This window comes from Herbiconiux sp. A18JL235 (assembly GCF_040939305.1).
Lineage (GTDB): Bacteria > Actinomycetota > Actinomycetes > Actinomycetales > Microbacteriaceae > Herbiconiux.
The window spans coordinates 2,912,618-2,937,313 of sequence record NZ_CP162511.1 but is presented as its reverse complement, the minus strand read 5'-3'; the positions used below and the strand labels follow the sequence as shown (position 1 = coordinate 2,937,313).

Annotated in this window: 23 protein-coding genes; 21 read left to right on the top strand and 2 right to left on the bottom strand. The window is 69.5% G+C overall.

Features of this window, described 5'->3' with window-relative positions:
- Positions 1-114 precede the first annotated feature (114 nt).
- From dprA to ABFY20_RS13715, 3 genes are all read left to right on the top strand, one after another.
- Positions 115-1,299, top strand: coding sequence for a DNA-processing protein DprA (dprA, locus tag ABFY20_RS13725; protein WP_368496789.1), 1,185 nt, complete (start codon positions 115-117; stop codon positions 1,297-1,299).
- Positions 1,300-1,335: 36 nt separating this feature from the next.
- Complete coding sequence (locus ABFY20_RS13720; RefSeq protein ID WP_368496788.1) at positions 1,336-2,250, top strand: phosphodiesterase; 915 nt, start codon at positions 1,336-1,338, stop codon at positions 2,248-2,250.
- A gap of 69 nt (positions 2,251-2,319) precedes the next feature.
- Entirely contained in the window at positions 2,320-3,231 is a 912-nt protein-coding gene (locus ABFY20_RS13715) for a tyrosine recombinase XerC (RefSeq protein WP_368496787.1), read from the top strand.
- A 16-nt stretch (positions 3,232-3,247) separates the two neighbouring features.
- Here the strand turns inward: ABFY20_RS13715 and ABFY20_RS13710 are convergent, their stop codons facing one another.
- Entirely contained in the window at positions 3,248-3,691 is a 444-nt protein-coding gene (locus ABFY20_RS13710) for a peptidoglycan DD-metalloendopeptidase family protein (protein WP_368496786.1), read from the bottom strand.
- Positions 3,692-3,901: 210 nt separating this feature from the next.
- Between ABFY20_RS13710 and ABFY20_RS13705 the strand changes: the two genes are divergently transcribed.
- The 16 genes from ABFY20_RS13705 to ABFY20_RS13630 all read left to right on the top strand — a co-directional run bounded on the left by ABFY20_RS13705 (position 3,902) and on the right by ABFY20_RS13630 (position 20,576).
- Positions 3,902-5,437, top strand: coding sequence for a sugar porter family MFS transporter (locus tag ABFY20_RS13705; RefSeq protein ID WP_368496785.1), 1,536 nt, complete (start codon positions 3,902-3,904; stop codon positions 5,435-5,437).
- A 193-nt stretch (positions 5,438-5,630) separates the two neighbouring features.
- Positions 5,631-6,653: a 30S ribosomal protein S2 gene (gene rpsB / locus ABFY20_RS13700; RefSeq protein ID WP_368496784.1), complete on the top strand. Its 1,023-nt coding sequence runs from the start codon at positions 5,631-5,633 to the stop codon at positions 6,651-6,653.
- A gap of 69 nt (positions 6,654-6,722) precedes the next feature.
- Positions 6,723-7,550 carry a translation elongation factor Ts gene (gene tsf, locus ABFY20_RS13695; RefSeq protein ID WP_368496783.1) on the top strand — a complete coding sequence of 276 codons (828 nt, stop codon included), beginning with the start codon at positions 6,723-6,725 and terminating at the stop codon, positions 7,548-7,550.
- Between the two features lie 90 nt (positions 7,551-7,640).
- Positions 7,641-8,363 (top strand): UMP kinase, encoded by a 723-nt coding sequence (pyrH, locus tag ABFY20_RS13690; protein WP_368496782.1) that lies wholly within the window; start codon positions 7,641-7,643, stop codon positions 8,361-8,363.
- A 63-nt stretch (positions 8,364-8,426) separates the two neighbouring features.
- The gene (gene frr, locus ABFY20_RS13685; protein WP_171704088.1) at positions 8,427-8,981 is read left to right on the top strand and encodes a ribosome recycling factor; all 555 of its coding nucleotides are present in this window, start codon (positions 8,427-8,429) and stop codon (positions 8,979-8,981) included.
- A gap of 19 nt (positions 8,982-9,000) precedes the next feature.
- Entirely contained in the window at positions 9,001-9,966 is a 966-nt protein-coding gene (locus ABFY20_RS13680) for a phosphatidate cytidylyltransferase (protein WP_368496781.1), read from the top strand.
- Positions 9,967-9,985: 19 nt separating this feature from the next.
- A complete protein-coding gene (locus ABFY20_RS13675; RefSeq protein ID WP_368496780.1) occupies positions 9,986-10,546 on the top strand; it encodes a DivIVA domain-containing protein in 561 nt (186 codons plus the stop codon).
- 204 nt (positions 10,547-10,750) lie between these two features.
- On the top strand, positions 10,751-12,376 hold the full coding sequence (locus tag ABFY20_RS13670; RefSeq protein WP_368499795.1) for an ABC transporter substrate-binding protein: 1,626 nt from the start codon (positions 10,751-10,753) through the stop codon (positions 12,374-12,376).
- Between the two features lie 80 nt (positions 12,377-12,456).
- Positions 12,457-13,542 (top strand): ABC transporter permease, encoded by a 1,086-nt coding sequence (locus tag ABFY20_RS13665; RefSeq protein ID WP_368496779.1) that lies wholly within the window; start codon positions 12,457-12,459, stop codon positions 13,540-13,542.
- Between the two features lie 2 nt (positions 13,543-13,544).
- Complete coding sequence (locus ABFY20_RS13660) at positions 13,545-14,588, top strand: ABC transporter permease (protein ID WP_368496778.1); 1,044 nt, start codon at positions 13,545-13,547, stop codon at positions 14,586-14,588.
- 8 nt (positions 14,589-14,596) lie between these two features.
- A complete protein-coding gene (locus ABFY20_RS13655; protein WP_368499794.1) occupies positions 14,597-16,390 on the top strand; it encodes a dipeptide ABC transporter ATP-binding protein in 1,794 nt (597 codons plus the stop codon).
- A gap of 22 nt (positions 16,391-16,412) precedes the next feature.
- A complete protein-coding gene (locus ABFY20_RS13650; RefSeq protein WP_368496777.1) occupies positions 16,413-17,108 on the top strand; it encodes a lytic transglycosylase domain-containing protein in 696 nt (231 codons plus the stop codon).
- 4 nt (positions 17,109-17,112) lie between these two features.
- A complete protein-coding gene (locus ABFY20_RS13645) occupies positions 17,113-17,781 on the top strand; it encodes a lytic transglycosylase domain-containing protein (RefSeq protein ID WP_368496776.1) in 669 nt (222 codons plus the stop codon).
- A 62-nt stretch (positions 17,782-17,843) separates the two neighbouring features.
- The gene (locus ABFY20_RS13640) at positions 17,844-19,493 is read left to right on the top strand and encodes a cation:proton antiporter (RefSeq protein WP_368496775.1); all 1,650 of its coding nucleotides are present in this window, start codon (positions 17,844-17,846) and stop codon (positions 19,491-19,493) included.
- 56 nt (positions 19,494-19,549) lie between these two features.
- Positions 19,550-19,852 (top strand): hypothetical protein, encoded by a 303-nt coding sequence (locus ABFY20_RS13635; RefSeq protein WP_368496774.1) that lies wholly within the window; start codon positions 19,550-19,552, stop codon positions 19,850-19,852.
- Position 19,853: 1 nt separating this feature from the next.
- Positions 19,854-20,576 carry an alpha/beta hydrolase gene (locus ABFY20_RS13630; RefSeq protein WP_368496773.1) on the top strand — a complete coding sequence of 241 codons (723 nt, stop codon included), beginning with the start codon at positions 19,854-19,856 and terminating at the stop codon, positions 20,574-20,576.
- A 9-nt stretch (positions 20,577-20,585) separates the two neighbouring features.
- On the opposite strand, the gene ABFY20_RS13625 is transcribed toward ABFY20_RS13630, so the two are convergent.
- Positions 20,586-21,641 (bottom strand): AI-2E family transporter, encoded by a 1,056-nt coding sequence (locus tag ABFY20_RS13625; RefSeq protein WP_368496772.1) that lies wholly within the window; start codon positions 21,639-21,641, stop codon positions 20,586-20,588.
- A gap of 178 nt (positions 21,642-21,819) precedes the next feature.
- Here ABFY20_RS13625 and ABFY20_RS13620 point away from each other — a divergent pair, with 178 nt between their 5' ends.
- Positions 21,820-23,634, top strand: a complete 1,815-nt coding sequence (locus ABFY20_RS13620; RefSeq protein ID WP_368496771.1) for a hypothetical protein — start codon at positions 21,820-21,822, stop codon at positions 23,632-23,634.
- 2 nt (positions 23,635-23,636) lie between these two features.
- Positions 23,637-24,587: a co-chaperone YbbN gene (locus ABFY20_RS13615; RefSeq protein ID WP_368496770.1), complete on the top strand. Its 951-nt coding sequence runs from the start codon at positions 23,637-23,639 to the stop codon at positions 24,585-24,587.
- The last annotated feature ends 109 nt before the right edge of the window (positions 24,588-24,696 follow it).

Sequence of the window (24,696 nt, the reverse complement as noted above, 5' to 3'; positions counted from 1 at the left end):
GGTGAGGGTGTGGGAGCTGCGGAACCGCTCGGTCATGGCCTGGTCGGTGGGGGTTCGCGCGGGGAGGGCGCGGGCGGAGCGGGGTCATATCGGGAAGGTGCGAGCGGCCCTGCCGTGGAGGACGAGGAGGTGGAGCGGTGCTTCGGAGTCGCCGCCTGGGGAACGCTGGCGGAGCCGGGTGACGCCGTGGCGGGAGCCGTGACGCAGGCGCTCGGTGCCGGCCGCGCCCTGGCGCTGCTGATCGAGCGCGAGCCGGCGGAGCGCTGGCATGCGGAGCTTCCCGCCGGTCTCACCGACGAGCTCACCACCGCCGACCTCGCTTCGGGCATCGAGCGGTGGGCGCCGCGGCTCTCCTCCTCGACCGTGGTCTCGGCTCTCCGTGCGTCGGCGCGGTTCGGGGCCACGCTCGTGATGCCGGGCGACCCGTGGTGGCCCCCGGGTCTTCTCGATCTCGGCGTGCATGCGCCCTTGGCGCTCTGGGTGCGCGGCGACCCGGAGCACCTCGCGCCCGGGGCCGGTTCCATCGCGGTCGTCGGGTCGCGCGACGCCACCTCTTACGGCGAGCACATGGCGGCCGAGATCGCCGCCGGCCTCGTCGACCGGGGCGTCACCGTCACCTCGGGTGCCGCTTACGGCATCGACGGGATGGTTCATCGCGCCGTGCTCGCGGCGGGCGGGCGCACCGTCGCGTTCCTCGCGGGTGGGGTCGATCGACTGTATCCCGCAGCGCATCATGACCTGCTCCTGCGGATCGCCGAGACGGGCGCCCTGGTGTCGGAGCTGCCCTGCGGTTCCTCTCCCACCAAATGGCGCTTCCTCCAGCGAAACCGTCTCATCGCGGCGGCGACCCTGGCCACCGTCGTGGTCGAGGCGGGCTTCCGCTCTGGCTCGCTCAACACGGCCGGGCACGCGGCGGCCCTCGGGCGACCTATCGGCGCGGTGCCCGGGCCGGTCACGAGTGCGACGTCGGCGGGCTGCCATCGACTGCTTCGCGAGTACGACGCGACCTGCGTCACCTCGGCCGAGGAGGTGGCCGAGCTCGTGGGTCCTTCGACGATGGATGCCGCGAGCGGCTGGGCGGCTGGAGACGCCGAGCGGAATGACGTGCGCCGCGGCAGCGGCGCGCGCGGGCCCGACGGCACGCGGCTGCTCGATGCCCTGAGCAGACGCAGTCCGCGCGGTGTCACCGAACTCGCCCGCCTCACCGGCCTCGCTCCGCGCTCCGTCGCCGCCGCTCTCGGGGTGCTGCTCCTCGAAGGCGCAGCCAGAGAGACGGAGTCCGGGTGGCTGAGAACGTGAGGGATGGAGGTCACGGGGTTTTGAGACACTGGGAGCATGAGCCAGTACGGGGAGCCCCTGCACACGATCGTCCACATCAGCGACACCCACTTCCTCGCCGGCGAGCGGCTCCTCTACGGCAAGGTCGACACCGATGCGACCCTGGCTCAGGCGTTCCGGCAGCTGGAGGCGGGCGGCATCCGCCCCGAGGCGATCGTGTTCACCGGCGACATCGCCGACCTCGGCGAAGGCGACGCGTATCGTCGGGTGCGCTCGATCGTCGATCCCGCCGCCGAGCGGCTCGGAGCGCGGGTCGTCTGGGTGATGGGCAACCACGACGACCGGGCATGGCTGCGCACCGAGCTCCTCGACGAGGATGCCTCGACCGAGCCCATCGACTCGACGATCATGCTAGGCGGACTGCGGCTCATCGCGCTCGACACGAGCGTGCCCGGGTTCCATCACGGTGAGCTGTCGCACAACCAGCTCCGGAGGTTGCAGGAAGAACTCGCCCAGCCAGCGCCCGAGGGCACGATCGTGGCCTTGCATCATCCGCCGGTGCCGACGAGCATCCCGCTCATGCCTGTGCTCGAACTGCAGCGGCAGCACGAGCTCGCCGCGGTCCTCGAGGGCAGCGACGTGCGAGCCATCCTGGGCGGACATCTCCACTACTCCACGACGAGCACCTTCGCGGGCGTGCCGGTGTCGGTGGCGGCGGCCACCTGCTACACCATGGACGTCGCCGCAGCCGGCGGCGGAGCCCTGGTCGGCCGCGACGGCGGGCAGTCGTTCAGCATCGTGCACGTCTACAGCGACCGCGTCGTGCACTCCATCGTGCCCATCGGCGACTTCCCCGTGGTGAGCGGCTTCGACCGCGATTTCGTGCAGACCCTCTACGCCCTTCCCGAGGCGGAGCAGCTCGAGCGCTTCTCCCGTCAGGTTCCGCCCATCTCCGAACCCCGCGCCGACTGACCTCGAGGCCCCCGCCTCCGATGGGCGCGGCGATCGAGGCGGCGGGGGTGGAGGAGGCATGCTGGTGGCATGGAGATCGGTGAGGCGCGGGCGGAGTACGACCGGCATCTGCGGCTCGAGCGGGGGTACTCCGAGCACACGGTGCGCTCGTACGCCTCCGATCTCGTCGATCTCGGGGCCTTCGCCGAGAAGCGTGGGGTGACCGGCGTGCACGGGCTCGATCTCGAGCTCTACCGCGACTGGCTCTGGGCCGCATCGCAGAAGTCGCTCGCGAAGTCGACGCTGGCGCGGAGGGCGGCTAGCGCGAAGGGGTTCTCGGCGTGGCTGCGACGGTCGGGGTACATCGAGGTCGACCAGGCCGCGCGTCTGCGGGCGCCGAAGCCCGACCGGGCGCTCCCGAGGGTGCTCTCGAACGACTCGGTCGACGTCGTGCTCGAGAGGCTGCGCTTACGCGCCACCGACGGTGAGGCCGTGCCGTTGCGCGACCTCGCGCTCGTCGAACTGCTCTATGCCTCGGCGCTGCGGGTCTCCGAGATCGTCGGTATCGACCTCACCGATGTCGACCTCGACCGCCGCACCGTGCGGGTGCTCGGCAAGGGCCAGAAGGAGCGGGTCGTGCCGTTCGGAGGCCCTGCCCACCTCGCCCTCACTGACTACCTCGCCCGAGGGAGGCTGGCCTTGGCGAGCCAACGTCCCGCACCGCCCACCGCTCTCTTCCTGGGTGCCCGCGGCGGACGGCTCGGCACCCGAGCCGTCTACGAACTCGTCGCCCAGCTGCTCCACGACGTGCCGGGCAGCGGCCCGGCCGGCCCCCATGCCTTCCGCCACACGGCAGCGACACACCTTCTCGACGGCGGGGCCGACCTGCGTGCGGTGCAGGAGATCCTGGGTCACGCCAGTCTCGGCACCACCCAGATCTACACCCACGTGACGGTCGAACGCCTGCGCAGCACCTACCTGCAGGCCCACCCGCGCGCCTGACCGCAGCACCGCCGCCTCACGGCGGCAGCAGCACCGCCCGCGGCACTCCTCCGTAGAGCAGGCGCGGGTTCAGGTACTCCCCGTCGAGCCTCACCCCGAGGTGCACGCAGCCCGCCGCGCAGTGCCCGCCCGCCGCCACGGTGCCGATCGGCTGCCCACGGGCCACGGCGTCGCCCACCGCCAGCGCCGCCGATGCTGCGACCGGTTCGAGACTCGAACGGTACCCGCCCGGATGCTCGATGGCGATCACCGGCCGGTCGCCCACCACGCCGGTATAGGCGACCACGCCCGACTCGGGTGCGACGACCACGCCGCCCGGCACCGCCAGGAGATCGAGACCCCGATGCCCCGCCGAGTACGGGGTGGCCGGCGCGCGGAACTCGGCGACGACGACCGTCGGCTCCACCGGCGACGCCCACAGAGGCCCGTCGACCCTCGGGGTCGCGAGCGAGATCACCACGCCCACCCCGGCAATCGCAGCCCGAAGACCGCGCCGCCCTTCACGTGCAAACCACGCCAAGCCCATCCGCATGCGACGACTCTCGTCACGAAACGCCCGCGGCACACGGCTCAACGACACGGATGTGGAGGAACCGTGCCAGTATCGGAGTTGTGGGGGAGTGGCAGTCGCATCGGATGCGCTCCTCGACCTGGTACGAAGGAGTGCGCCATGGCGTCGAATGACCCTGCCCGGAACACCGCCGGAACGACGGGAGCGGGCTCGGCCCCACGCACCGCCGACGACCATGCCGCCTCGAAGAAGCTGCGACGCAAGGTCATCGCCCTCTCCATCGCCGCGGCGCTCGGCGGCTTCCTCTTCGGCTTCGACTCCTCCGTCATCAACGGCGCGGTCAAGGCGATCGAAGAGGACTTCGACCTCGGCAGCCTCCCTCTTCTCAGCGGCTTCACCGTCGCATCCGCTCTTCTCGGCTGCGCCATCGGCGCCTACGTCGCCGGCCGCATCGCCGACCGCATCGGGCGCATCCCGGTGATGCTCATCGGCGCAGCCCTCTTCCTCGTCTCCTCGATCGGCTCGGGGCTCGCCTTCGCCGTCTGGGACCTCATCGCCTGGCGCGTCATCGGCGGTCTCGGCATCGGCATCGCGAGCGTCATCGCTCCCGCCTACATCGCCGAGATCGCGCCGAAGGCCGTGCGCGGCGCGCTCGCCAGCCTGCAACAGCTCGCCATCACCCTCGGCATCTTCGCCGCCCTGCTCTCCGACACCCTCCTGCAGGGTGCGGCGGGCGGCGCGAACGAGCCGCTCTGGTTCGGCGCCGACGCCTGGCGCTGGATGTTCATCGCCTGCGCCGTGCCGGCGATCGTCTACGGCCTGCTCGCCTGGCGCCTGCCCGAATCGCCCCGCTTCCTCGCCGGGAAGGACCGCCGCGACGACGCCCGCGAGGTGCTCGCCAGCGTGATGCCGCAGAGCGAGGTCGACTCCGCCCTCGAGGACATCGAGCGGGGCCTCAAGGAGGACCGCGAGAACGCCCGCACCGCGAGTCTTCGCGGCAAGATGCTCGGCCTCCTGCCGGTGGTCTGGGTGGGCATCCTGCTGTCGATGTTCCAGCAGCTGGTGGGCATCAACGTCATCTTCTACTACTCGCAGAGCCTCTGGGCGTCGGTCGGTTTCGACACCACCAATCAGAGCACGAGCTTCATCATCTCCGTCGTCACGAGCGTCATCAACGTGGCTGTCACCTTCATCGCCATCTTCTTCGTCGACAAGATCGGCCGCCGCCCGCTGCTGCTCACCGGCTCGGCGGGCATGGTGGTGTCGCTCGGCCTGATGGCGCTGTCGTTCTCGCAGGCCGTGGTGACCGACGGCGGCACCCCCCAGCTGCCGGGAGCCTGGGGCCCGCTGGCCCTCGTCGGTGCGAACCTGTTCGTCATCTTCTTCGGCGCCACCTGGGGTCCCATCGTCTGGGTGCTGCTCGGCGAGATCTTCCCGAACCGCATCCGCGGCAAGGCGCTCGGTGTCGCCGCCGCCGCACAGTGGCTCACGAACTTCGCCATCACGGAGACGTTCCCCGCTCTCTCCGGCTTCTCGCTCACCTTCACGTACGGTCTGTACACCTTCTTCGCGCTGGTGTCGTTCTTCTTCGTGTTCTTCGCGGTGCCCGAGACGAAGGGCCGCTCGCTCGAGAGCATGGACAGTCTGAAGGTCGTGCGCAAGAACAGCAGGCAGTCGGTCGACGCCCCGAGCTAGGCGCAGCACCCGGGTGATATAGTTCTCGGAGCACCCCGCCAGCCGGGGTGACTTCGCGTGCCCACCAGGCAGCAGCATCCGATCGGTCCCCGTCACCCTCGCGAGCGAGGCGAGACGAGGCCGGATGCGCGCCGGGCACCAGGATCCGCGGCCACCGTCGCGGAAGACAACCGAGAACAGAAGGAGTACGGCCATGGCCGTCGTCACCATCCGCCAGCTGCTCGACAGCGGCGTCCACTTCGGACACCAGACCCGTCGCTGGAACCCCAAGATGAAGCGCTTCATCTTCACCGAGCGCTCGGGCATCTACATCATCGACCTGCAGCAGTCGCTGGGCTACATCGACAAGGCCTACGACTTCGTCAAGGAGACCGTCGCGCACGGCGGCACCATCCTCTTCGTCGGCACCAAGAAGCAGGCGCAGGAGTCGATCGCCGAGCAGGCGACCCGCGTGGGCCAGCCCTACGTCAACCAGCGCTGGCTCGGTGGCCTCCTCACCAACTTCCAGACCGTCTCCAAGCGCCTCGCGCGCATGAAGGAACTCGAGGAGCTCGACTTCGAAGACACCGCGAAGAGCGGCTTCACGAAGAAGGAACTCCTCATCAAGAAGCGCGAGCTCGACAAGCTGCACAAGTCGCTCGGCGGCATCCGCAACCTGTCGAAGACCCCGTCGGCACTCTGGGTGGTCGACACCAAGAAGGAGCACCTGGCGATCGACGAGGCCAAGAAGCTCGGCATCCCCGTCATCGGCATCCTCGACACCAACTGCGACCCCGACGAGGTGCAGTACCCCATCCCGGGTAACGACGACGCCATCCGTTCGGTCGCGCTGCTCACCCGCATCGTCGCCGACGCCGCGGCGGAGGGTCTCATCCAGCGCCACCAGAAGCCCGAAGAGGGCGAGCAGGCCGAGCCCCTGGCCGAGTGGGAGCGCGAGCTCCTCCAGGCCTCGGAGAACCCGCAGTCGGAGGCTGAGAAGATCGAGGCCGTCGACGGGCTCGTCACCGGTACCGAGAACGCAGAGGCCGTCGCCGAGGTGATCGCCGCCGAGACCCCCACCGAGGAGAACGACGCCGACGCCGCCGCGCAGGCCGACCTCGCCGCCGTCACCGACGAGTCGCTCGTCGTGGAGCACCACGTGGTCTCCGACGCCGACGCCGAGGCGAAGATCGAAGCCGAGGCGACCGACGCCGAGAAGGCTCCCGCAGCCGAGTAGTCGCCCGCCGTTCATCTCTGAACGGCACGCTGACACCGACCACAACCTTTTCAAGGAGTACACAGAAACATGGCAAACATCAGCCTGGCCGACGTGAAGGCGCTGCGCGAGCAGCTCGGCACCGGCATGGTCGACACCAAGAACGCCCTGGTCGAGGCCGACGGCGACATGGAGAAGGCCGTCGAGATCCTGCGCCTGAAGGGCGCCAAGGGCAACGCGAAGCGCGCCGACCGCTCCACCAGCGAGGGCCTCGTCGCCGCGAAGCAGGGCGATGGCGCTGCGACGCTCATCGAGCTCGCCTGCGAGACCGACTTCGTGGCGAAGGGCGACAAGTTCATCGCCCTCGCCGACGCCGTTCTCGAGGCCGTCTTCGCCGCCGGTTCGACCACCGTCGAGGAGGCCCTGGCCGCCTCCGCCGGTGACAAGACCGTCGCCGACCTCATCAACGACGAGGCCGCGATCCTCGGCGAGAAGATCGAGCTGCGCCGCATCGCGCGCCTCACCGGCGACTCGTTCGAGATCTACCTGCACAAGACGAGCAAAGACCTGCCCCCGCAGGTCGGTGTCGTCGTGGCCTACTCCGGCTCCGACGCCGACACCGCCCGCTCCATCGCGCAGCACATCTCGTTCGCCGACCCGCAGTACCTCTCCCGCGACGACGTGCCCGCGGAGGCCGTCGAGAAGGAGCGTGCGATCGTCACCGAGATCTCGAAGAACGAGGGCAAGCCCGAGGCGGCTCTGCCGAAGATCGTCGAGGGTCGCGTCACCGCCTACTTCAAGCAGGTCGCCCTGCTCGAGCAGGACTACGCGAAGGACAACAAGCTCTCGGTCTCGAAGGTGCTCGCCGATGCGGGCATCCAGGTCACCGGCTTCGCCCGATTCAAGGTCGGCGCGTAACACCACCCCAGGAAGCGGGCTCGGGTCGAACGACCCGGGCCCGTTTTCTCTGTAGCCTGAACACGGACACGACGAAGGGACGCACGACGGATGTCAGAGCCGGACGGCAAGCGCAGGGTACTCCTCAAACTCTCCGGTGAGGCCTTCGGGGGTGGAGCGTTGGGCGTGAACCCCGACGTCGTCTCCGGTCTCGCCAAGGAGATCGCCGAGGCGGCGAAAGAGGTCGAGGTCGCGATCGTCGTGGGCGGCGGCAACTTCTTCCGCGGCGCCGAGCTCTCGCAGCGCGGGATGGACCGCGGGCGCGCCGACTACATGGGGATGCTCGGCACCGTCATGAACGCCCTGGCCCTGCAGGACTTCCTCGAGCAGGCGGGTGCCGACACCCGCGTGCAGTCGGCGATCTCGATGACCCAGGTCGCCGAGCCGTACATCCCGCTCCGGGCCATCAGGCACCTCGAGAAGGGGCGCGTCGTCATCTTCGGCGCGGGCGCCGGCCTGCCCTACTTCTCCACCGACACCGTGTCGGCGCAGCGTGCCCTCGAGATCCATGCCGACGAGGTGCTGGTGGCCAAGAACGGCGTCGACGGGGTCTACTCCGATGACCCCCGGGTGAACCCCGAGGCGATCAAGCTCGACACCCTCACCTACAACGACGCGCTCCTCCAGGGGCTCAAGGTCGTCGACTCGACGGCATTCAGCCTCTGCATGGACAACGGGATGCCCATGCACGTCTTCGGCATGGAGCCCGCGGGCAACGTGGCCAAGGCGATCCGAGGCGAACGCATCGGCACCCTGGTCGCCACGAGCCATTGAGCCGGTGAGCCCTCAGGCCCACTGACTACACTTGACAGCACTGATCCACCGAAGGAGCTCCCCGTGATCGCGGATGTACTGGCAGATGCCACCGAACGCATGAACAAGGCCGTCGAGGTCACCAAAGACGACTTCTCGAACGTGCGCACCGGCCGGGCGAACCCGGCCCTGTTCCAGAAGATCCTGGTGTCGTACTACGGCACGCCCACCCCGTTGGCCCAGCTCGCCTCGCTGCAGAACCCCGAGGCGCGCTCGCTCATCGTCACCCCCTACGACAAGGCCGCACTCCGCGACATCGAGCAGGCCATCCGCGACATGCCGAACCTGGGGGCCAACCCCACGAACGACGGCACGATCATCCGCGTCACCCTTCCCGAGCTCACCGAAGAGCGCCGCAAGGAGTACGTGAAGATCGTTCGAACCAAGGCCGAAGACGGCAAGGTGTCGGTGCGCAACATCCGCCGTAAGGCCAAGGACGACCTCGACGCGCTGAAGAGCGAGGTCGGCGACGACGAGGTGGCCCGGGGCGAGAAAGAACTCGAGCAGGTCACGAAGAGCCACGTCGACGCCATCGACGACGCCCTGAAACGCAAGGAAGCCGAGCTCCTCGAGGTCTGACCTCGACCGTCGACGCCGCATGAGCCACGACCAGGGAGTCCCACCGACGCCGAGGCCGTCGTCGGTGAAGCGCGCGCGCCCGCTCTCCCGAGCCGACATCCAGGCTCAGGTGAGGGCGCGCCGCGAGCAGTTCGAAGAGGCGAACGAGAAGATCACGGCGCGCTCGGGCCGCAACCTCATCTCGGCGATCCTCATCGGCGTGGTGCTCGCCGGCGTCGTGGTGCTCAGCCTCGTCGTCATCAAAGAGCTGTTCATGGTGTTCGCCGTGACCCTCGTGGTGTTCGGCACGCTCGAACTGGCGACGGCCCTCCGGCATGCCGGCATCACGGTGCCCCGCGTGCCCGCGGCCGTGGTGGGCGCGGCGATGGTACCCGCCGCCTACTACTGGCAGGCCGAGGGACAGTGGCTGGTGTTCATCGGCGGTGTCGTCGCCGTCGCGCTCTGGCGCCTCGTCGAGATCGCCGTCGCCCGTGAGCACCGCGGGGCGCTCGCCGCGCTGCGCGACCTCGGTGCGGGCGTGTTCGTCCAGGTGTACGTGTCGTTCCTCGGCAGCATCGCGGTGCTCCTGGTGTCGAAGGAGGGCGGCCAGTGGTGGGTGCTCTCCTTCATCGTCGTGACGGTGCTCGTCGATGTCGGGGCGTATGCGACGGGGCTCAACTTCGGCAAGCATCCGATGGCCCCCACCATCAGCCCGAAGAAGACCTGGGAGGGCCTCGCCGGAGCTGTGGCCGCGGCTCTCATCGGCGGCGTGCTGCTGGCGCTCTTCGTGCTCGGGCAGCCCTGGTGGGTGGGTCTCGTGTTCGGCGCCGTGATCGCCGCGACGGCGACGGCGGGCGACCTAGCGGAGTCGCTGCTGAAGCGCGACATCGGCATCAAAGACATGAGCTCCTGGCTCCCGGGCCACGGCGGTTTCCTCGACCGGCTCGACTCCATGCTGCCCTCGGCCGCGGCGGCGTACATGCTCTGGGTGATCTTCTCAGGCTGATCTTCGGCACAATAGACCCGTGAGCGTACCGTTTCCCCGCACCCGCAGCTCGAGCCTCGGCTACGACACCGAGGAGGTCGACGACTTCCTCGCGAAGGCGCGACTGGCGTACGACGAGCGCGCCGCCGGCCCCGAGGGCACCCCGGTGCTCACCAGCGAGATGGTGCGCAGCACCGCCTTCACCATGCAGAAGGGCGGCTACTACCCGCCCGCCGTCGACGCGGCACTCGAGCGCCTCGAAGACGCCTTCGCGCTCCGCGAGCGCGACGCCGCCTACCGCGAGGCCGGAGACGAGCGCTGGTACCAGCAGGCGCGTCAGCGCGCCGCCGAGATCCTCGCCCGCCTGGAACGACCCGAGGGCAAGCGCTTCACGAAGGCGGGCCCGCTGAGCATCGGCTACCACCCGAAAGACGTCGACGAGTTCGCCGACCACCTGGTGGAGTACTTCCGATCGGGGGCGGATGTGAGCGTCACGGATGTGCGCACCGTCGCCTTCCGCTCCCGCCGCGGCGGCTACAGCGAGGCGCAGGTCGATGCGGTACTCGACGCCGTGGTCGACGTCATGCTCGCCGTGCGCTGACGCGCTCCGCGACCCGTCATTGCAGGCTCCGTGCCCCGTCGGCAGACGCGCGCGAAACCGTCGTCGGGCGGCGATTATCCGCGTGAACATTTCGATCGGGTAAAGAAACCCTCTTGACCATGCCCCCCGGTTGGGTGACGATGACTCTTTGTGTTAGCTATGACTTCTCACAGCAACACACAACAGGAAGAGGTCATGACGGATATGTCATCCGCATTCACTCGCGCTCGGCGCGCCCTGGTCATCACCGCGAGCGGGGCGGCTTTCGCCCTCGTCCTCGCCGGTTGCTCGGCCGGATCCTCGAACGACGCACCCTCCGGTGGCGAAGCGCTCATCGTCGGCACCACCGACAAGGTCACCACGCTCGACCCGGCAGGCTCCTACGACAACGGCTCCTTCGCCGTCATGAACCAGGTGTTCCCGTTCATCATGAACACCCCCTACGGCAGCCCCGACGTCGAGCCCGACATCGCCGAGAGCGCCGAGTTCACCGCGCCCACGGAGTACACCGTGAAGCTCAAGGAGGGCCTCACCTTCGCCAACGGGCACGAGCTCACCTCCTCCGACGTGAAGTTCAGCTTCGACCGTCAGCTCGCCATCGCCGACCCGAACGGGCCGTCGTCGCTGCTGTACAACCTCGACTCGGTCGACACTCCCGACGATCTCACCGTCGTGTTCAACCTCAAGAGCGAGAACGACCAGGTCTTCCCGCAGATCCTGTCGAGCCCGGCAGGTCCGATCGTCGACGAGGAGGTCTTCGCCGCCGACGCGGTCACCCCCGACGAGGAGATCGTCGACGGCGAGGCGTTCGCGGGTCAGTACACGATCTCGAGCTACGACTTCAACAACCTCATCTCCTACGAGCCCTTCGACGGCTACAAGGGTGTGCTCCCGGCGGCGGAGTCGCCCATCAACGCGAAGTACTACGCCGACTCGTCGAATCTCAAGCTCGACGTGCAGGAGGGCAACATCGACGTGGCGTTCCGGAGCCTGTCCGCGACCGACGTCGAAGACCTCTCCTCCAACGACAAGGTGAAGGTCTACGACGGGCCCGGCGGCGAGATCCGCTACATCGTGTTTAACTTCGACACGCAGCCCTTCGGCGCCACCACCCCCGAGGCAGACGCCGCCAAGTCGCTCGCGGTGCGCCAGGCCGTCGCCGACCTGATCGACCGCGACGAGATCGCCGACCAGGTCTACAAGGGCACCTACACCCCGCTGTACTCCTTCGTGCCGGCCGGCCTCACCGGCGCCACCGAGGTGCTCAAGGAGACCTACGGCGACGGCAACGGCGGCCCCTCGGTCGACAAGGCCAAGGAGACGCTCACCGCGGCGGGCATCACCAGCCCGATCGAGCTGAACCTCCAGTACAGCCCCGACCACTACGGCCCCTCCTCGGGCGACGAGTACGCGCTCATCAAAGACCAGCTCGAGTCGTCTGGCCTGTTCACGGTGAACCTGCAGTCGACCGAATGGGTCCAGTACGCGAAAGACCGCACGGCCGACCTGTACCCGGCGTACCAGCTGGGCTGGTTCCCCGACTACTCCGACGCCGACAACTACCTGACGCCGTTCTTCCTCACCGAGAACTTCCTCGCCAACCACTACTCGAACCCCGAGGTGAACGACCTGATCCTCAAGCAGGCCACCACCACCGACCCGGCCGAGCGCCAGTCGATCATCGAGGAGATCCAGGCGAAGGAGGCACTCGACCTGTCGACGGTGCCCTACCTCCAGGGCGCTCAGGTCGCCGTCGCCGGAACCGGTGTCGACGGCGTCACGCTCGACGCCTCGTTCAAGTTCCGTTACGCACCGCTCACCAAGGGCTAGCACCGAGCTCCGCACGAGGGGCGGCCGGGTCGAACCGGTCGCCCCTCGTGCGGTCTGCACGATCCGACTGATTGGCAACGATGACGACAAGTCTGCTCCCGACCGACGCACCGTCGGTGGTGGCTCCGAAACCGAAGAGCGCGGGCGGTGGCCTCGGCCGCTACCTCCTGGTCAGGTTCCTCCTGATCTTCCCGACCATCTTCATCCTGGTCACCCTGGTGTTCCTCCTCATGCGCACGGTGGGCGACCCCATCACCGCTGCGCAGGGCGGCAGGCTCACCGCCGAGCAGCTGCAGGAGCGCATCCACGCCGCCGGCTACGACCGGCCCGTGCTGGTGCAGTACTTCGAGTACCTCGGGCAGGTGTTCACCGGCAACTTCGGCAACACCATCAGCGACAACCGGCCGGTCACCGAGGTGCTGCTCACCTACGGCGGCGCCACCCTCGAGCTCGCGTTCTACGCCCTCATCGTCGCCTTCATCGTCGGCATCCCGCTCGGGATGCTCGCGGCGGCCTTCCGCGACCGGGTTCCGGATGCTGTGCTGCGCGTGTTCGCCATCCTCTGCTACGCCACCCCGGTGTTCTTCGCCGGCATGCTGCTGAAGCTCGTCTTCTCGGTCTGGCTGCAGTGGTTCCCCGTCGCCGGCCGCGCGTCCACCCGCACCGAGCTGTCGATGCAGACCCTCGACAACAAGACCGGCATCTACCTGATCGACGCGATCTCGCTCGGCAGCCCCGCGGCCATCGGCGACGTGCTCTCGCACGCGGTGCTCCCGGGCATCGCACTCGGTCTCCTCACGGCGGGCGTGTTCCTCCGGCTGGTGCGCACGAACGTCATCGGCACGCTCGGCACCGATTACGTCGACGCTGCGCGCTCGCGGGGTGTGGGGGAGTTCCGGCTGGTGCGCAAGCACGCCTACAAGCCGGCCCTCATCCCGATCATCACCGTCATCGGGCTGCAGATCGCGTTGCTGCTCGGTGGGGCGGTGCTCACCGAGACCACCTTCGAGTGGAAGGGCCTCGGCTTCCAGCTCGCCGCCTACCTCGCCGCCCGCGACTTCGTGGCCGTGCAGGGCATCGTCGCCCTGCTCGCGGTGATCGTCGCCGTCACCAACTTCATCGTCGACGTCATAGCCGCGCTCATCGACCCGAGGGTGAGGTACTGACCATGAGCACCTCCCTCGACCGCGAACCGGTGGCCGCACTGCCCCCGGTCAAGAACGGCTTCCTCGGCCGGCTCCCCGTCGTGAAGCAGCTGCGTCAGAGCGTGGGCCTGCAGCGCGGCATGCTCATCGCCGGCCTCGTCATCACCGCGATCTTCGTGCTGGTCGCGATCTTCGCCCCGCTCATCGCCCCCTACGGCTTCGCCCAGCTGCGCGACGCCCAGGGCTCCTTCGGCGCGCAGCAGCCGCCGAGCGCAGCCCACATCATGGGCACCACCGTGGGTGGCTACGACGTGTTCTCCCGGGTCATCTGGGGTGCGCAGACGGCGCTGCTCGTCATCATCATCGCCGTGCTCTGCTCGATCTTCGTCGGCATCCTGCTCGGCCTCGTCTCGGGCTACATCGGAGGCTGGCTCGACCGGGTGCTCGTCGTCATCGGCGACGCCATCTACGCCTTCCCGTCGCTGCTGCTCGCGATCGTGCTCTCCATCGTCATCTCGGGTGGGCAGTCGAGCCTCTGGGGCGGCATCCTCGCCGCGGCACTCTCGATCACCGTGGTGTTCATCCCGCAGTACTACCGGGTGATCAGGGCCGAGACCATCCGCATCAAGGCGGAGCCCTACGTCGAGTCGGCCAAGATGCTCGGGGCCTCGGCACCGCGCATCATGTTCCGCCACGTGCTGCGCAACGCCACCCGCACGCTGCCGATCATCTTCACCCTCAACTCGTCGGAGGCGCTGCTCACTCTGGCCGGCCTCGGCTTCCTCGGCTTCGGCATCGAGCCGACGGCGGCGGCGGAGTGGGGCTACGACCTCAACAAGGCGCTCTCCGACGTCACGAGCGGCATCTGGTGGACAGCGCTCTACCCGGGTCTCGCCATCGTGCTCTCGGTGCTCGGCATCACCCTCGTGGGCGAGAGCCTCAACGACCTCGCCGATCCGCGACTCCGCGGCCGCAAGCGGGTGAAGGCGGCAGCGGGAACGGTGTCGATGACCTCGGTCGACAGCTCGCTGCCCTCCGACGTCGAGATCCGGGAGGAGAACTCATGAGCGACCGGATGCGCGCCACAGCCCCCCGCGCAAGCACGGCCCCCAGCGCAGGCACCGCCCCCAGCGAGGTGGTCGCGATCGACGACCTCACCATCTCCTTCGCCACCGACGCCGGGGCCGTCAAGGCCGTCGACGGGGTGAGCCTGAGGGTCGACCGCGGCGAGGTGCTCGCCATCGTCGGCGAGAGCGGCAGCGGCAAGACCGTCACCGCGAAGTCCATCCTCGGCCTCCTGCCCGAGACGGCCACGACCGGCGGCGCCGTACTGCTGTCGAACCGGGAGGGCACGGCGGTCAACGACGTGGTCGCCCTCGACGGCAAGCGTCTGCGCGCCCTCCGCGGCACCGACGTCTCGATGGTGTTCCAGGAGCCTTCGTCGGCACTCAACCCGGTCTACACCGTGGGCTGGCAGATCGCCGAGGGGCTGCGGGCCCACCGCAGGCTCTCCCGGGCCGAGGCCAAGCGCGAGGCCGTCGAGATACTCCGCAAGGTCGGCATCCCCCAGCCCGAGACCCGGGTCGACCACTACCCGCACCAGTTCTCGGGCGGTCAGAAGCAGCGCATCGTCATCGCTGCCGCTCTGGTGCTGAACCCCGGGCTCATCGTCGCCGACGAACCCACCACCGCCCTCGACGTGACGGTGCAGGCCGAGATCCTCGACCTGCTGCGGCGGCTCCGCGACGAGTTCGGCACGGCGATCGTGCTCATCACCCACAACATGGGCGTGGTCGCCGACCTCGCCGACCGGGTGGCGGTCATGTACCAGGGCAAGGTCGTCGAAGAAGCGGATGTGCGCACCCTCTTCGCGTCGCCGCAGAACGAGTACACGAAGCGGCTGCTCGCCGCGGTGCCGCGCATAGGCCAGGGCAGAGCCGGCACCGAGGAGCGTGCCAGGGTGGGTGCCGCGCGCACCGCCGCCGAGCCCGGCACGGGCGCCGCGCCGGTCGTCGAGGCGGCGCACCTCGTCATCGAGTACCCGGGGCGTCTCGGGCGCAAGCCGTTCCGCGCCGTGGACGACGTGTCGTTCCGCATCGCGCCGGGGGAGGTGCTCGGTCTCGTGGGCGAGAGCGGCTCGGGGAAGACCACCATCGGGCGCGCCATCGGCGGCCTCACGCGAGCCACCGGTGGTTCGCTCACGGTGCTCGGCCACGAGATGGTCGGCTTCTCGGAGCGCCGCTTCAAGCCGCTGCGCGCCGACATCGGCTTCGTCTTCCAAGACCCCGCCGCGAGCTTCAACCCGCTGCTCACCATCGCCGACGCCGTCGCCGAGCCCCTCGTCATCCACGGCCGGGCGAAGAACCCGGCGGCGGCGCGCCCGCGGGTCGACGAGCTGCTCGAGGCGGTGCAGCTGCCGCGCAGCTACGGCGACCGCTTCCCGCACGAGCTGTCGGGCGGCCAGCGGCAACGCGCCAGCCTCGCCCGCGGGCTCGCGCTCGACCCGACTCTGCTCATCGCCGACGAGCCCACCTCGGCCCTCGACGTCTCGGTGCAGGCGCGGGTGCTCGAGCTGTTCGCCGAGCTGCAGCGCGAGCTCGGCTTCGCGGCGCTGTTCATCAGCCACGACCTCGCTGTCGTCGACCTGCTCGCCGACCGCATCGCCGTGCTCTACCACGGGCGGCTGGTCGAGGAGGGAACGGGTGCCGAGGTGCTCGACGACCCGCGCGACCCGTATACGCGAAGGCTCCTGGCCTCGTTGCCCGTTCCCGACCCCGTGGAGCAGGCGGCCCGGCGCGCGACCCTCGCCGCGCTGACCGGAACGGCCGCATCGACCGGATCCGGATCGACGGAGGCGCCATCGGCCTGAGTGGGCTAAAATCGTTCGAATCGTGGCTAAGCACTCCCTGACCGAAGCGCGCCCGCAGCCCGCACCACGGGCTCGAGGTGCCGTCGGGCGCACCCCGAAGCGCGGGAGGGCCGTCCTCCAGGTCATCGGTCTCGCGGCAGTCACGGCGTGCGCCTTCGTCACGGTCGTGGCGCCGAACCTCCAGGTGCAGCCCGCCGTCGCATCGTTCGACGGCACCTTCGCCCAGGGCGACGTCGAGGTGCAGAACCTCGACGTGAGCGGCTCGGTCGCGGCCTCGGTGTTCCGCGACGGCTACTCCGTCACCGAGGCGCCGAAGCCCGTCATCGTCGAGGTGTCTGTGCCGAGGGGCTCGTCGGGGTCGTCCTCGTCGTCGGACGACTCCGGTTGTCCCGACCCGAACGCGGCGGTCGCCGACCCCGCCGGAGCGCAAGCCGTCGCCGCCGAACTCGCAGCGGCCCGTGGCTGGACGGGAGCGCAGTTCGACGCCCTCCTCGCGCTCTGGAGCCGCGAGTCGGGCTGGCGGGTGAACGCTCTCAACAAGTCGAGCTGCGCCTACGGCATCCCGCAGGCTCTTCCTGGCTCGAAGATGGCGGCCGCGGGAGCCGATTGGCTCACCAACCCCGCCACGCAGATCACCTGGGGCCTCGACTACATCCAGGGCCGTTACGGCGATCCGGCTTCGGCCCTTGCGCATTCCGACGCGAACCACTGGTATTGAACCGATGACACTGCTCCGAAAGTCGACCCCGCCCGCGCTCCGCGTCGGGCTGCAGGTGCTCGCCTTCGGCGTCGCAGCCTCGTTCGTGGCCCTGTTCGCCATGGAGCCCCACCTCACCGGCGCCAACGCCTCGGAGTCGTACGCGCCCGAGATCGTCGCCGCTGCCGTGTCTGCGCAGTCGTTCGCGGTGTCGGGAACCGCCGCAGCATCCGTTCAGCGCGACGACTACACGATCACCGATCCGCCACCTCCGCCCCCGCCGCCCGCACCCGAGCCGGTGGCGCAGCCCGTGGCGAAGAGCCCGTCGTCGGGTGGCGGCGGCGGTGGCGCCGCTGCAGGATGCTCGGCGAACGTCGTGCCCACGCCGGGTGAGCCCGACCCCTCGAGCTACCAGGGCATCGCCTGGACGGCGCTGCAGGGCTACGGCTTCGGCATCCAGGAGTACTACTACCTGCTCGCGCTCTGGAACAAGGAGTCGGGCTGGAATCCGCTCGCCCACAACGCCTCCTCCGGTGCCCACGGCATTCCGCAGGCGCTGCCGGGCAGCAAGATGGGCCCGGGGTGGGAGAGCGACCCCAACGTGCAGATCGACTGGGGTCTGCGTTACATCATGGGCGTCTACGGCTCGCCGTGCGAGGCATGGGCCTCGTCGGTGAACCGCGGCTGGTACTGAGCCACCGCCACGCGGCCCCGGCTCGCCCCGACACCGCTCGGCGCACTCGCTAGGCTGAGCGCATGAAGCCCGAGATCATCGCGGTGGTCTGCCTGATCATCCTGGTCGGGGTCTCGGCCCTCTCGCCGAAGCTCCGTCTCGCCACCCCCATCCTGCTGGTGGTCATCGGCATCGGCATCTCGCTCATCCCCGGGGTGCCGCCCGTGCACGTTCCCTCCGAGTGGATCCTCGCCGGCGTGCTGCCGCCGCTGCTGTACTCGTCCGCCATCAACCTGCCGCTCGTCGACTTCCGAAAGAACTTCGGCTCGATCGCGGTGCTCTCGGTGCTGCTGGTCATCGTGAGCGCCCTCGTCACCGGGTTCCTGCTGTTCATGATCCTCCCCGATCTGAACCTCGCCGCCGCCATCGCCCTCGGCGCGGTAATCAGCCCCACGGATGCCGTGGCTGCGACCTCGATCGGCAAGCGGCTCGGGCTGCCCCCCAGACTCATCGCCGTGCTGGAGGGGGAGAGCCTCGTGAACGACGCCTCCGCCCTGGTGCTGCTGCGCACGGCGATCGCGGCGTCTGCGGGAACCATCGCGCTCGGAGGCTTCGGCGGCGTGACCGTCGACTTCGCGTACTCGTCGGTGATCGCGGTGGCGGTCGGGCTCGTCGTCGGCTTCATCACCGTCTTCTTCAGGTCGAAGCTCCACGACCCCGTGCTCACCACAGCGATCTCGTTCGTCATCCCCTTCATCGCCTACATCCCTGCGGAGGCGATCGGCGCATCCGGGGTGCTCAGCGTGGTCGTCGCGGGCCTGTACACCGGGCACATGGGGGCGAAGCACTTCACCGCTCAGACGCGCATCAGCGAGCGGCTGAACTGGCGCACCATCCAGTTCCTGCTCGAGAACGGCGTGTTCTTCCTCATGGGGCTCGAGCTGAAGGACATCTTCCTCGACGCACTGAACCCGCGCGCCACGGCGGACGACCTCGACGCGATCGGTGCGGTCGGGCTCGGGCTGGGGGCGGCGGCGGCGCTGTTCGTCATCCGCTTCCTCTTCGTGGGGCCGCTGCTGGCGGCGCAGCGAGCCAGGGCGCACCGCAGAGACCCGCACTCCGACGACGCCAGGGAGGCCACCGGCTGGCGGGGCGGCCTCGTGCTCACCTGGGCCGGGATGCGCGGCGTGGTCACGGTCGCTGCCGCCCAATCGCTGCCGGAGGACATCCCGTACCGCAGCCAGCTCATCCTCATCGCCTTCACGGTGTCGGTCGTCACACTGCTGCTGCAGGGCGGAACGCTGCCGTGGATCATCAGGACACTGCGCATCCGCGGCGTCGACGAGGCAGCCGACCACGCCGAGTTCGCGACACTGGTCGACGAGCTGCGCGAGGCCGGGTTGCAGGTGCTCGAGACCCCCGAGCTCGTTCTCCCGGACGGCGAGGAGGTCGTCGAGGGCGTCGTCGAGCGCGTGCGCACCGACGCCGACCTGCGCAGCGAGTCGGCCTGGGAACGGGCGCGGTCGGCCGGGCCCGATTCGAGCGGAGACCAGGGAGCGCCCCACCGGCAGTACCGGGTGCTGAGGCTCGAAGTGCTGAGGGCCGAGCGTCTCGCGCTGCTGGATGCGCGAGGCAGGGCCAGCTACAGCTCGCGCATCCTGGTGCGGGCGCAGCTCATGCTCGATCAGGAGGAGTCGCGGCTGCAACCGAGCGACGGGTCCGACGCGCATTAGAGGCGGTGCTCGTCGGCTCATCGATGCACCGCTCCCCGCCCTCGTAGACTTGAGTCATGCCCCGCAGCAACCGCCCTCGCCGTCGCACCGGCGGGGGAGGCGACGAGGAGGAGACCGGCCTCGAGCGCATGATCTCGGGCTGGAAGCGCGTCGAGCAGCGCCGCGACGGCGAGTGGAATGTGCAGCCGGTGTCGGGTGCGGCGGCCGTGAAGGCCTACACCTGCCCCGGATGCGGTCAGCAGATCGCGCCGGGCACGGCGCACCTCGTCACCTGGCGTGCCGACGGCGTGCTCGGTGACACGAGCGACCTCGCCGCCCGGAGGCACTGGCACACGCACTGCTGGAGGATCGGAGCCTGAGATGACCGCAACCGAGATCCGCGCCGGCGTCGAGCTGCCCGCTCGGCGCGAGGAGATCGAACTGCACACCGACGACGGGCTCACCCTCGTGGGGGAGTTGGCGCTGCCGCTCTCGGGCGAGCCGGTGGCCACGCTCGTCACCCTGCATCCGCTGCCCACCCACGGTGGCTTCATGGACTCGCACGTGCTGCGGAAAGCCGCAGCACGCCTCCCCGCCCTCGCCGATCTCGCCGTGCTGCGCTTCAACCTGCGCGGCGTCACCTCGCCGCGTGGCACGAGCGAGGGCGAGTTCGACGGCGGAGACGCCGAGCGCTACGACGTGAAGGCGGCGATGGACTTCGTTGCGGAGCGGGGGCTGCCGCATCCGTGGCTCGTCGGCTGGTCGTTCGGCACCGAGCTCGCCCTCAAGTACGGCGCGCAGTACCCGATCGAGGGTGCCATCCTGCTCTCACCGCCGCTGCACCGTGCCACGGATGCCGAGGTCGCCGCCTGGGAGGGCAACGGCACGCAGCTCGTGGCCATCGTGCCCGAGCTCGACGACTACCTCCGGCCGCCCGAGGCGCGCGAGCGCTTCGCGAGCGTGCCGAGCCTCGACCTGGTCGAGGTGGAGGGCGGCAAGCACCTCTGGGTCGGCGAGGCCCAGGTGCGCCGCGTGCTCGACGAGATCGTCGCCCGCACCAACGCCCACGCCTACCCCCTCCCCACCACCTATGAGGTGGGCTGACGGGCGACTTCAGCGCTCGTTCTGGAGGGGGATGACGACCTGCTTGATGATGAGCAGGATGCTTGCGGCGATGGGGATGGCGATGAGGGCTCCGAGCACACCGAGCAGGGTGCCGCCGGCGAGCGCGGCGATGACGACGATGGCGCCGGGGACCGAGACAGCCCGGTTCATGATCTTCGGGCTGAGCAGGTACGCCTCCACCTGCATGTAGACGAGGTAGTAGATACCGGCCACCAGCGCCGTGAGGGGCGAACCGAGGCCGGGGATGAGGCACACCAGCACGATGATCGTCGACCCCGAGATGGTGCCCACCAGGGGGATGAGGGAGAGCATCCCGGCGAGGAAGGCGAGCACCGCAGAGAACGGCGCCTGGATGATCGACAGGAAGATGAAGCTCAGGATGCCGTTGCAGAGCGCAAGGCTGATCTGGCCGACGACGTAGCGGCCCACGGCCCCCGTCACCTGCTCGCTCAGGTCGGCGAAGCGCTCGCGCTTCGTGGCCGGCACCAGGCGGTACGCCGCGCGCTTCATGTGATTGAGCGACGCCGTGAAGTAGAGGGTGAGGATGAGCACGATGATGGTGCCGAACACCCCGCTGGCCACCCCGATGCCCACCTGCAGCGCGCCACCGGCGAGTGCGGTGACGTTGCCGGCGTCGGCGAAGTAGTTCACGACGGCGTTGTACACCTCGTTGACGTCGATGAACCCGCCGAGCTGATCGGTGAGGCTGTCGCGCCAGTTCTGGTCGAGCACCTGGTTGACGATGGTGGGCACCAGATCGATCAACTGGGATGTCTGCTCGACGATGATGGGCACCACGGCGAAGACCAGGCCTGTGAAGATGCCCAGAACAGCCACCAGTACGGTGAGGATGGCAAGCCACCTCGGCCAGCGCTTGCGTTCGAGCCAGGAGATGATCGGATCGAGGCCGAGAGCGATGAAGATCGCCACCCCGATGTAGGTGAGAATCGTGGCCAGGGACGCTACGGCCCCCAGGATCAACAGGCCCACGCCGACCCCGAGCGTGGCCACCAGACCGAGGGTGAACGCGTTCTGGATCTTCACAGGGTCTCCCTCAGGCGTCGTCGGGCGGGACGTTGCTCAATACTATGGGGGAGGCGGAGATCACGATCCGGTATCGACCCGAGCGTCGATCGTGTCGTGGTGAGTGACTCCTGAACGTTCGCTGTACGGGCGGGCGGGGCGAATCGGCTATCTTTTAATGTCTTTGTCAGGAGAATCCGTGCGCTTCATCTTCGCTATCCTCGCCTTCATCATCGCGACCGCGCTGATCGGCGCCGGCATCGCGCAGAGAACCGTGTTCCTCCCGCCCAACACCGTGTCGTCGTCGGTGGCGATCGAGGGTGCCGCGCCCTACGTCATGATCGACTCCGACGCGCTGCGCGCGCACGACGGCCGGCAGACCCTCGAGCTCAGCGGCAGCGACACCGTCTTCGCCGCCTACGGCCGCACCACCGACGTCAAGGCGTGGCTCGACGGCTCGTCGTACGACAGCGTCGGCTACGACGCCGAGACCGGCGACCTCGTCTCCACCGCGGTCGAGGCGAACCCCGACGGTGCCGACAACGTGGCCAGCGGCTCGGCGAACCCCGCCGGCAGCGACCTCTGGCTCGAGCAGTTCTCGGCCGACGGCGCCATGTTCCGCACCCTCAACCTGCCCGCCGGCTATTCGGTCATCGTCGCCTCCGACGGCACCCAGCCCGCGCCGAGCAACGTCAAGCTCTCCTGGCCGATCGCGAACGCCACCCCGTGGGTGGGCCCGCTGCTGGTCGCCGGCGTCGCCTTCCTGCTCGCCGGTCTCGTGCTGCTCGTGCTAGGCCTCCTCCACATGCGCCGCTCGCACCGCCCGCGCCGCAAGCCTCCCGCGCTGCCGAAGGGCAAGCGCTTCTCGCCGTCGCGCACCAACGCCATCGAGTCGGGGATGAAGCGGGGGCGCCGCTCCATCGCTCCGCTCGTCGCCGCGCCCGTCGTGCTGGCCTCGGTGCTGGCCGTGAGCGGATGCTCGGCCGACTACTGGCCGCAGGCCGCCGAGCCCGTCGCCACCGACGGTGCCACCGTGGCAGCCACCGCCACCCCCGACCCGTCGGCGACCCCGGGCGCCGAGACGGAGCCGACCACCGCCGTCGACGACGACACCCCGAGCCCCGCCGTCACCGAGGCGCAGCTCGAGGCGATCGTCGGCACGATCTCCACCGTCACCGCCGAGGCCGATGCCTCGTCGAACGCCGACACACTCGCCCAGCGCTTCTCGGGCCCCGCTCTCGAGCTGCGCACCGCCACCTACGCCATCCGCGGCGCCTACCCGGAGTACCCGGCGCCGCAGGCCATCCCGGCCGGCCCGCTTCAGGTGGCGCTCCCGCAGGCGTCGAACGTGTGGCCGAAGACCGTCTTCACGGTCGTGCAGGGCGACGACACCTCGGTGCCGCCTGTGGCGCTCATGCTCATGCAGGAGACCCCGCGCTCGAACTACAAGGTGTACTACGAGATCACCCTGGAGCCCGACACCAGCCTGCCGCCCGTCGCCGCCGCGAGTGTCGGCACCACGAAGCTCGCACCCGACACGAAGCTGCTGAAGATGACCCCCGACGAGCTCAAGACGGCCTACGCCGACATCCTGAGCGTGGGCGACGCGAGCCAGTACATCGATCTCATCGACCCCGACGGCGACACGCTGCGCACCCAGGTGGGCACCGACTACAAGAACACGAAGAAGGGCGCCCTCCCGGCCACCGCGTCGCTCGACTTCGCCCAGGTCGCCGCCGACGGGCAGAACATCGCGCTCGCGACGAGTGGCTCAGGGGCCCTCGTGGCTGTGGAGCTCCGCGAGTCGGAGACGGTGAAGCCGGTCGAGTCGGGCGCGACCGTGAGCCCCGAAGGTGCGGTCAAGGCGCTCTCGGGCGTCACCGAGACCGCCAAGGGCGCCGAGGCCGTCTACGACTACCAGCTGCTGTTCTACATCCCGCCGTCGGGTGACGCCGGCAAGGCGGAGCTCCTGGGCTTCACCCAGGGCCTCATCCAAGCGAAGGAGTTGCCGTGAGCATGCCCCCGCCCCCCGCAGGAAGCCTCCGCGGGGCAGTCGACCTGTCGTCGCTCGTGAACCGCGCCAACGCGCCGGCACCCGCGCCGGGCACCGGCGGAGGAGCGGCCGGCGGCACCGTGCCGTCGCTCGTCATCGAGGGCAGCGACGCGAACTTCACCCAGATCATCGAGCTGTCGAACTCGGTGCCCGTCATCGTCGACCTCAAGGCCGACTGGGCCGAGGCGAGCGTCGAACTCACCGCCGTGCTCACCAGGCTCGTCACCGACTACCGCGGCCGCCTCGTGCTGGTGGGGGTCGACGCCCAGGCGAACCCGCAGCTCGCCCAGGCCTTCCAGGCGCAGTCGGTGCCGACGGTGGCGGCGATCGTGGGCGGCCGGCCGGTGTCGCTGTTCCAGGGCTCCTACCCCGAAGACGAGGTGCGCGCCGTGCTCGAGCAGGTGCTTCAGCTCGCCGCCCAGAACGGTGTCACCGGCACCGTGCCCGTCGGCGACACGGATGCTGCCGACGGCGACGAGGCAGCCCCGGTCGAAGAACCCCTGCCCCCGCACCATGCCGAGGCCTACGAGGCCATCGAACGCGGCGACTACCAGGCCGCGATCGCCGAGTACCAGACGGCCATCGCCCAGAACCCGCGCGACACCCTCGCTGTGGCCGGGCTCGCCCAGGTGAGCCTCCTCGCCCGCCTCGACGGCAAGACCATGGACGAGGTGCGCTCCGCCGCCGCCGAGAACCCCACCGACCTCGACGCCCAGCTCCTCGTCGCCGACCTCGACCTCTCGGGCGGCCACATCGACGACGCCTTCGGCCGCCTGCTCGACCTCTTCCCCACCCAGACCCCCGACGGCAAGACCGCCATCCGCACCCGTCTCCTCGAGTACTTCGAGGTCGTCGGAGCCGAAGACCCGCGGGTGGCTGCGGCGCGCAGGCGTCTCGCGGCGTTGTTGTACTAGTTCCCGCCGGGCTGTGCTGGTTCCCGTCGGGGCCGTGCTGCGCGCGGCTCCGGCGGCCGGCGCCGGTCCTCGCCCGGCGCCGGGCGGCATGTTCGCGTGCGGTCGCTGG